Origin of the sequence: Macrococcus lamae (assembly GCF_004359545.1) — a bacterium.
Lineage (GTDB): Bacteria > Bacillota > Bacilli > Staphylococcales > Staphylococcaceae > Macrococcus > Macrococcus lamae.
In genome coordinates this window covers 26323-35443 of record NZ_SCWB01000017.1, presented here as the reverse complement: position 1 = coordinate 35443, position 9121 = coordinate 26323, and the positions used below count along the sequence as shown (strand labels likewise).

The 9121-nt window shown below is 41.8% G+C and carries 9 protein-coding genes; all 9 read right to left on the bottom strand.

Annotated elements, in window-relative coordinates; all coding sequences use genetic code 11:
* Positions 1–107 precede the first annotated feature (107 nt).
* Entirely contained in the window at positions 108–380 is a 273-nt protein-coding gene (locus tag ERX29_RS09595; RefSeq protein WP_243720028.1) for a VOC family protein, read from the bottom strand.
* A gap of 267 nt (positions 381–647) precedes the next feature.
* Complete coding sequence (locus ERX29_RS09590) at positions 648–830, bottom strand: hypothetical protein (RefSeq protein ID WP_133444460.1); 183 nt, start codon at positions 828–830, stop codon at positions 648–650.
* Positions 831–978: 148 nt separating this feature from the next.
* The gene (locus tag ERX29_RS09585) at positions 979–1473 is read right to left on the bottom strand and encodes a DUF805 domain-containing protein (protein WP_133444459.1); all 495 of its coding nucleotides are present in this window, start codon (positions 1471–1473) and stop codon (positions 979–981) included.
* Between the two features lie 105 nt (positions 1474–1578).
* Positions 1579–2931 (bottom strand): signal recognition particle protein, encoded by a 1353-nt coding sequence (ffh, locus tag ERX29_RS09580; RefSeq protein ID WP_133444458.1) that lies wholly within the window; start codon positions 2929–2931, stop codon positions 1579–1581.
* An 11-nt stretch (positions 2932–2942) separates the two neighbouring features.
* Positions 2943–3278, bottom strand: coding sequence for a putative DNA-binding protein (locus ERX29_RS09575; RefSeq protein ID WP_133444462.1), 336 nt, complete (start codon positions 3276–3278; stop codon positions 2943–2945).
* Entirely contained in the window at positions 3268–4491 is a 1224-nt protein-coding gene (gene ftsY, locus ERX29_RS09570) for a signal recognition particle-docking protein FtsY (protein WP_133444457.1), read from the bottom strand. Before ftsY ends, ERX29_RS09575 begins: the two co-directional genes overlap by 11 nt.
* A complete protein-coding gene (gene smc, locus ERX29_RS09565; protein WP_133444456.1) occupies positions 4488–8042 on the bottom strand; it encodes a chromosome segregation protein SMC in 3555 nt (1184 codons plus the stop codon). The genes ftsY and smc overlap by 4 nt, the downstream gene beginning before the upstream one ends.
* A gap of 1 nt (position 8043) precedes the next feature.
* Entirely contained in the window at positions 8044–8769 is a 726-nt protein-coding gene (gene rnc, locus ERX29_RS09560) for a ribonuclease III (protein ID WP_133444455.1), read from the bottom strand.
* Positions 8770–8862: 93 nt separating this feature from the next.
* Positions 8863–9096, bottom strand: coding sequence for an acyl carrier protein (locus ERX29_RS09555; protein WP_133444454.1), 234 nt, complete (start codon positions 9094–9096; stop codon positions 8863–8865).
* Between the last annotated feature and the right edge of the window lie 25 nt (positions 9097–9121).

Sequence of the window (9121 nt, the reverse complement as noted above, 5' to 3'; positions counted from 1 at the left end):
GTTATTACGTAATTACATCAGTAAAAAAATGGATGATCGCTACCTCTGTTTAGGTGTTTTCAATTTTTAAATTTTCGTAGAAAATAAAAGTTCAGAAAATTCTGTATTTATTTATGCAACACTAGTGTAACTCTGTATTTAATTAATTTATCATACCAATACTGATAATCACTCTCGTTTATAGTAAATGCAATGTGAGTATAAGAATATTTAATTTCATGTCTAGGAATTGTTCGTTCTTCATTTAATGCTATCCACACACCCCCTAGAATTAAGTAAACTGTCCGATCACTTTCATATACAAGTTCACCTTCAAGAATATGTTCATAAAAATACTTCGAATTCTTTAGATTAGATACAGAAAAAGTCAAATGGTTCACTGATTGTATCAAAGGTTTCCCTGCCTCCCTATAGCCCTTTTTTTAATAGACTAAGTACTCTTCATGGAGTGTTCTTTTCAATAATGTAATTGTTTAGATTAATAATTTCTTCATCATTTCCCTCTATAGTCGATTAATTATAGAGGGAACCCCTTTTACTATAGATATAGTTATATATTACTTTATTGTAAACTATCTAACACTTAATTACCCCATAATAAAAAAGTCACTGAATACGATACTCCGTGACTTTAGTATTACTTTTAATTAACGATTGCTGCTATCGTCTGCTTGACCTTCTGCCCTACGGTTTGTACCAGCAGCTTTCTTAGTATTCTTTTTTGCTATATCAAACTTACTTTCGGCATTATTATTAGACGAATTACTTTTCGTCGGCCACGGAGTCTGATTCTTTTTCAGATCAGTATACTGATTGAATAGATTTGCCATAGTTATCACTCATTTCATATTAATAACTCATTATAAACGAAAAGCTCGTATTAGTATAGTAAAGGTAAATATAGTAAAAACCACCGATGCAGACTTCTATGGTTGCTGTTGTATTTATATGAGGTGCAAGAAAAAAACAACTAAAAGTTCAAATTTCCTTTGGATCTTCCCCATATTCATTCGGTCCATGTTCGCCTTCTTTAATCATTGTATATAAGGAAAAGAGAACATACATAACTATGATAATTACTAATAGTACTCCTACTACTGTTATTATCGTGCTTATCGTGTCATTAGATGAATGAAGAGCATATTTTTGCGGGTCTTGCAATAGTGTATTAAACAGTGATAGAGCAAATAGCGGATATGCCCATCTGCCGCTTAGTCCATTATCCTGGAAACGTCGATATGTTACTGTTAGGTCTGGAATAAATATGATCAATGATAGTATGGTAGATATTGTCATGATGATTTTATATTCAATTCCAAGCACTCCCATCAACCAAGCAATTCCTACGGTGATAATGAAATTAATTAACATCGGCCACCAGTACTCTGCTCTTCTTGATCTTCCCTTCAGTTTAAAGGCATTTTTCCAGTACTGTTTGTATGCTTCAATGGGTCCCATTTTAGTACGATTCATGATGATATCCTCTTTTCTTTTATGTCATCCTAATTATATATAACTTCCCTTTTTATGTATATGCTATCAAGAAAAAACCGCCGATACATCGTATCAGCGGTTCATTTAAAAGGGTAAATTCATTCCTTGGAATGGGTTGCGGCCTTTTTTACCTTTTTTCATTCCTGAGAACTGTTTCATCATCTTCTTCATTTCATCAAACTGTTTAATCAGTCGGTTGACTTCACTCATGCTTCTGCCTGATCCTGCTGATATACGACGTTTTCTTGATACATTGATGATGGCCGGATTCTCCCGTTCTGCTTTCGTCATTGAACGAATAATCGCCTGAACGTGGTCAATCTGCTTCGGATTCATGTTCAGCTGATTGACGTTTTTCATCTTGTTCGCGCCTGGTATCATCTTTAGAAGGTCATCCAGTGGTCCTAATGCTTTAACCTGATCCAACTGTTCAAGGAAATCATCGAACGTGAACGATGATGTTTTCATCTTCTGTTCCAGTTCTTTCGCTTTTGATTCATCGACTGATGCCTGTGCTTTTTCGATGAAGCTCAATACATCTCCCATACCGAGTATACGGGACGCCATACGTTCTGGATGGAATGGTTCTAAGCCGTCCATCTTCTCGCTCATACCGACGAACTTGATCGGTTTCTCTGTGACGCTACGGATGGACAGTGCTGCTCCACCACGTGTATCCCCGTCAAGTTTAGTCAATGTTACACCCGTCACGTCAAGTTGGTTGTCAAAGCTCTCAGCGACGTTTACTGCATCCTGCCCAGTCATCGCATCAACGACGAGCATGATTTCATCTGGTTTCGAGATGTCTTTTACTTCAACTAGTTCGTTCATCAATGCTTCGTCGATATGCAGTCGTCCTGCTGTATCGATAATGACGAAGTCGTAATGTTCTTCCCGTGCGTGCTGCAATGCCTGTGTCGTGATTTCTGCAGGAGAGACCTGGTCTCCTAATGTAAATACCGGAATATCAATCTGCTTACCGACTGTCTGCAGCTGCTGGATTGCAGCGGGACGATAAATATCACACGCGACAAGCAGCGGTTTCTTGTTGAATTTCTTACGCATAAGAAGCGCAAGTTTACCCGCTGTCGTTGTTTTACCTGCCCCTTGCAGCCCGACCATCATGACGACAGTCGGTGGCTTTCGGCTCATGTTGATCTGCGTATTTTCGCCGCCCATCAACTGCGTTAGTTCGTCCTGTACAATTTTGATGACTTGCTGGCCCGGTGTGAGCGATGTCATGACATCACTGCCGAGTGCACGTTCTGATACGGTAGCGACGAACTGTTTTACTACTTTGAAGTTAACATCGGCTTCAAGCAGTGCCAGTCTTACTTCACGCATCATCGTTTTAATATCTGCTTCTGTTACTTTCCCTTTACCTTTGATTTTCTGCATCGTTGCCTGCAGTCTATCTGATAACCCTTCAAATGCCATTTAACACACCTCTATTCAATCGATTCTAATTGTTCTATAAGCTTCAGCAGCTCTTGTGAATGCTGCTCATTTAGGTTTTGTTTCATCTGATCAAGCAGAGCTTGTCTGGCCTCGAACTTCTTCAGCAGTCCAAGCTTCAGCTCATAGTCCTCGAGCAGTTCATCAGTCCGTCTAATATTATCATAAACCGCCTGCCGGGACACTTGAAACGTCTCTGCGATTTCTGACAGCGACTCATCTTCCAGATAATAGCGCTCCAGATAGCTGCGCTGTTTATCAGTCAGCAGCCCCTGATAGAAATCGAACAGATAATTCATCCGCATCGTCTTAGTAAGATCATCCTGCATCTGGATCAGTCGTTTCTGTCGTTTCTTCTTCACTTTCGACGCCACTCGCTTCAATCATATCCGCGAATAAGCCATAGACATAACTTTCAGCATCGAACGGCTGAAGGTCATCCAGTTTTTCACCGAGGCCGACAAATTTCACTGGAATATGCAGTTCGTTACGGATGGCAAGCACAATTCCACCTTTAGCTGTACCGTCCAGTTTGGTCAGTACGATACCTGTAACATCTGTTACTTCTTTGAAGGCTTTCGCCTGAACCAGTGCATTCTGTCCAGTCGTCGCATCAAGTGCCAGCAGTACTTCGTGCGGTGCACCTGGAACAGATTTTGAAATGACTTTCTTCACTTTCTGCAGCTCGTTCATCAAGTTCGCCTTATTTTGTAGACGTCCTGCTGTATCACAGATCAATATATCTACTTTTTTAGCTTTAGCCGCATTGACTGCATCAAACATGACAGCAGCAGGATCAGATCCTTCGTTTTGTTTAACCACTTCAACGCCGACGCGGTCTCCCCAGACTTGCAGCTGTTCAATGGCACCTGCTCGGAATGTATCGCCTGCAGCCAGCATCACGGTCTTTCCTTGCTGTCTGTAGCGGTGTGCCAGTTTGCCGATCGTTGTTGTCTTACCGACACCATTGACACCGACCATTAAAATGACCGTCAGACCCTCTTCCTGGATATTCATCGTCTGCAGTTCATCGTCTTCCTGCTCATAGATTTCTACGATCTTCTCGACGATCACTTCACGCAAATCTTTAGTTTCTGTAATATTTTGTCGTTTTGCTTCGAATCTGAGTGACTCGACAAGCTCCATGACTGTATTGAAGCCGACATCAGCCTGGATCAGCATTTCTTCAAGTGCTTCAAAGAAATCCTCGTCGACTGTGCGGTAATGTGCGAGCAGGTCATTCAGTTTGTTCTGGAAGTTTTCCCGCGATTTCTCGAGACCTTGACGGAACTTCGCACCGATCTGCTGTGCTTCCAGTTCCTCAAATTCTTCGATTGACATCAGATCATCGTCATCAAAACTGAAATCCCAGTCATCGGTTTTTTTCTTCAGTTGTTCCTGAGGTACTGGCTGAGAGATAACAGTTCGCTCTGTTTCAGCAGATTTATCATTGATATTATCATCCAGTGGTTCCAACGGCAGTAAATCATCGTTCTCTTCTGGAGGTACAAATCTATCTTTTAATCGTTTAAAAAAACTCATCGTGTAAGCTCCTTTACTTTTTCTTGATTTAATTCATTTAAATTGACACTGACTAGCTGGGTGATTCCGGAATTCTGCATCGTTACTCCGTAAAGTCTGTCCGCTGCTTCCATTGTACCTTTTCTATGAGTAATGACAATAAATTGTGTATCACCGCTCAATGTCTGCAGATAATTCCCAAATCGGACGACATTCGCTTCGTCAAGCGCCGCTTCTACTTCATCCAGAATGACAAACGGTGCACTTCTCACTTTCAATATCGAGAACAACAGTGCGACTGCCGTCAGCGCACGTTCGCCACCAGATAGCAAGGTCAGATGCTGTCGTTTCTTGCCTGGTGGTTCGACCATCATTTCTACTCCGGCAGTTAACAAATCATCACTGTTTAATGTCAGTTCCCCTGTACCGCCGCCAAACAGTTCACTGAACACTTGATGGAAGTTTTCCTGCACTTGTTTAAATGTGTCAGTGAAACGTGCAGTTACTTCTTTGTCCATGTCACGGATAATGGTTTCAAGGGTCGCTTTTGCTGCCAGCAGATCACTTTCCTGCTCAGTTAAAAAGTCATAGCGCTTTTCCACTTCTTCGTATTGTTTAATCGCTCCGATATTGACCGGACCAAGCTCTTCAATCGATGCTTTAGTCAGCTTAACACGTTTTCTGAGAGATTCTATGTCAGTGAAATCAGCATAATCAATGGCTGCTGCTTCAAATGTCATATGATAATCTTCCAATAGATGATAGATCAAGTTTTCAAGCTGAACATCGATTCTTGAATATTGTGATTTCATCTGTCCAATACCATTTTCAAGACCGCTGATTTGTCTCATTGCTTCGTTATAATCATGACGTGCATAATTCAGGAGTTCTTCCTGTTCCTGCATGGTTGTTTTCAACAGAGCAAGCTGCTGCTCTACAGTCGTCCGCATACTCTGCATGTCTGACAGTTCAGCTGAAAGCTCGCTGATTTTTGCTGTTATTTCTTCAACTGAAGTCATTTCATTCTGTTCTGACAGTTCGGTCATCTGCTGATCGAACTTTTTGATATGGTGACTCATTTGTTCGGACTGCTCTTCCTGATACTTTAGACGCTCTTCCTGAATGATTCGGCGACTTCGAACATCATTTAATGAAGCACTGACTTCTTTCTCATGTGTTCTGCTGTCAGTACGAAAAGCTGTATATTCTTCCAGCTTCTGCTGGATCATTGAGAGTTCTTTTTCTGATGATGTCATAGATTGCTTCAGAGCAGTTGCCTGTAATTTTAGCTGAGCTTGTTCCATGCGACGGTCTGAGAGTTCATTGAAAGCCTCATTGGCACGTTTCAACTGTGCCAGTCTCTGTTCAAGATGAGTGAGATCCAGCATCTTCTCCTGACGCTCCTCGGCAAGTGCTTCTCCCTGTCTTCTTAATGTCTGCACTCGCTGTTCACTTTCTGTCAGTTTTTCTTTCAGAGCTGATACATTTTTCTCAAGCGATTTTGTCGATGATTCATATTGGTTGATTTTTTCAGCTAGCTGCTGTTCTTCTTCTTTTTGCTTAAGCAATATGGACGGCTGGCTTACACTACCGCCAGTCATCGAACCGCCAGGATTTACGATATTACCATCGAGCGTCACAATGCGGTACTTATAATTTGCTACTCGTGCAAGCTGATTAGCAACGGTTAATGATTCAGCAATAATCGTCAGTCCGGATAAGTTCTGAATGACTGCCTGATAACGCTTGTCTGTTGTAATGAGTTCTGACAGTATGCCGACAAAGCCGTCGTGAGCAGCTAACTGCTGTCTGACCGACTCTGGAAGCTCTCGTTTCCTGATAGTTGAAAGAGGCAGAAATGTAGCTCTTCCTGCTTTTTTCTTTTTAAGAGAGGCGATTGCCATACGTGCACTGTCTTCGTCTTCAGTGATAATACTCTGAAGCTGACTGCCGAGCGCAATATCCAGTGCTGTCTGATATTTACTATCGATATCGATAAGTTCTGCTACAGCACCGTGAATTCCTGACAGCGCGGTGTCTTTCAGTACGGTACGAACGCCTTGAAAATAACCTTGATACTCAGCCTGCATCGCAACGATACTCTGATGTTTTGATTTTAACTGTTCAATGTACCGGTAAGCCTTAAAGAGATTTTCTTCTTCTTCTTTATAAGACTGATGGATCAGGCTTACGTTAGTCGATTCTTTTTTATAGTCATCCCGGGCAGCTGTTAATTGCTGCTCAAGCTCTATCAGCTGCTGCTCTGACTGTGAATAAAGCTGCCTTGCCTCGTGATAATTTTCGCTGTCGTTATCTACAGCTTGATGACTTTCGATATATGCAGTCAGCTGCTCTATTTGACGGTCAATCAGTTTAAGTTCATTTTTACTTGATGTCTGTTCACTGAGCGTCTCATAATAACTATCACGCGCTTCTTCAATCAGCTGTTCGATATCGCTGTTCAGTTCTGTCAGCTTCTGCTCAAGCGTCCGTTCCTCTTTACGGAGTTGTTTAACTTCACGTTTAGCTTCATTGATAAGTTCTGCGCTTTCCTGCTGACTCTCCTTCCTCTCTGTTATTTCCTGTGACAGCTTAGTCAGTTCGCGCTGCAGCCGGTCTGTCGACGCGGCATGATTGTCCTTCTTCTCGGTCAGCAGATGATATTGCCCTTGATTTCGTTCAATCTGTTCGGTCAGTTCAAGCAGCTTGTCATTCAACTCATCAAGCGTCGCTGCAGAAACTGATTTCTCCTCAGTAGTCTGCGCGATTCTTTGTTCAAGTCTTGCTGCTTTATCCTGCTTGAGCAGAATCATTTCTTCGTATTCTTTAATGTCCTGCTCCAGTTTGCTGTAGTCCGTCTTCAGCTGCTTGATATCAAAGACGGTCACCTGTATATCAGCATCTTTCATCTCCTGAGTCAGTTCCTGGTACTCAAGTGCGATAGCCGCTTCCATCTTAAGCGGTTCGACCCGTCCTTCCAGATCAAAGATAATATCATTGACGCGCGCTAAATTACCCATCGTTTCAGCGAGTTTCGCTTCTGTTTCTTTTTTACGTTTTTTATATTTAAGTACTCCCGCTGCTTCCTCAATTAAATGACGGCGGTCTTCTGCTTTTGCATTCAATATTTCATCGACTTTACCTTGCGAGATAATACTGAAAGCTTCCTTACCGAGACCCGTATCGAGGAATAAGTCGGTAATATCTTTCAGGCGGACTTTATTCTTGTTCAGAAAATATTCACTTTCACCTGAACGGTACAGACGACGCGTCACTTCAATTTCCGGATCGCTGTCAATCAATTTCAACTCGTTATCAAGCTTCAATGTTACTTCAGCATAATTAAGCGGTTGACGGTTCAGAGCTCCTGAAAAGATAACATCTTCCATACGAGCACCCCGTAGATTTTTTGCCGATTGTTCACCGAGTACCCATCGGATGGCATCTGTAATATTACTTTTACCTGAACCATTCGGTCCGACTATTGCTGTCAGACCGCGAACAAATGTCACATTTGTCTTATCAGCGAATGATTTGAAACCATACGCTGTGACCCCTTTCAAATAAACCATGCTATACTCCTAACTGAATCGTTTCGAGCGCAATACGCGCGGCCTGCTGCTCTGACTCTTTCTTCGTACGTCCTGTACCACTGCCTATGACCTTCGTATCCAGCACAACTTCTGATGTAAATGACTTATGATGTGCGGGACCGCTTTCTTCTACAAGACGATAGACAATCTGTCCGAGTCCCTGCTGATGAAGAAATTCCTGCAGAAACGTTTTATGGTCTAGAATTCCCGTCATCAGTTCTTCGTTAATATGAGGAATGATGGCACGATCTGCAAACTTCACTGCCGCGTCAAATCCCTGGTCAAGAAACAAAGCACCGATAAAAGCTTCGAAGACGTCTGCTATAAGCGCGGGACGTGTTCTCCCGCCTGTCTTCTCCTCACCTTTTCCAAGTAGAATCAACTGGGCAAAATCCAGTTTGTTCGCAAATGTTACAAGTGATGGCTCACAGACAATAGCTGCTCTTAATTTCGTCAACTTTCCCTCTGACATATCGCTATGTTCCCGGAACAAATATTGAGAAACCACCAATTCTAACACCGCATCTCCTAGAAATTCCAGACGTTCATTATCCTTCAGTTTCTCCATTTTGAAGTCATTGATGAAACTTGAATGTGAAAAAGCTTGTTCATATAGTCGTAAATTTTTAGGTTCAATATCAAGTTCTGCCACCTTGACTGACAGGCGGTTGTGGAAATCTTTAAGTATTTCTTGTTTTCTGTTCATATGCTGCCTCCTTTAGCCATCTCTTTATTTTACGTTATTACAGCATGAAAAAAAAGAAAAAGTGGTCCATGACAGACCACTTAGTAGTTCGAATTATTTGTTCAATGATTCAATGTATGATACAGCATCACCAACAGTGTTGATTTTTTCTGCTTCCTCATCAGGAATTTCCATACCGAATTCATCTTCTAATTCCATTACGAGTTCCGCGATGTCCAATGAATCAGCACCTAAATCATCTTTGAAAGAAGCTTCAGGAGTTACTTTTTCAGCATCAACCCCTAAACGGTCGACGATGATTTCTTTAACTTTATCGAAGTTTGCCATAATCTCACCTCCTTCAAATGACTGG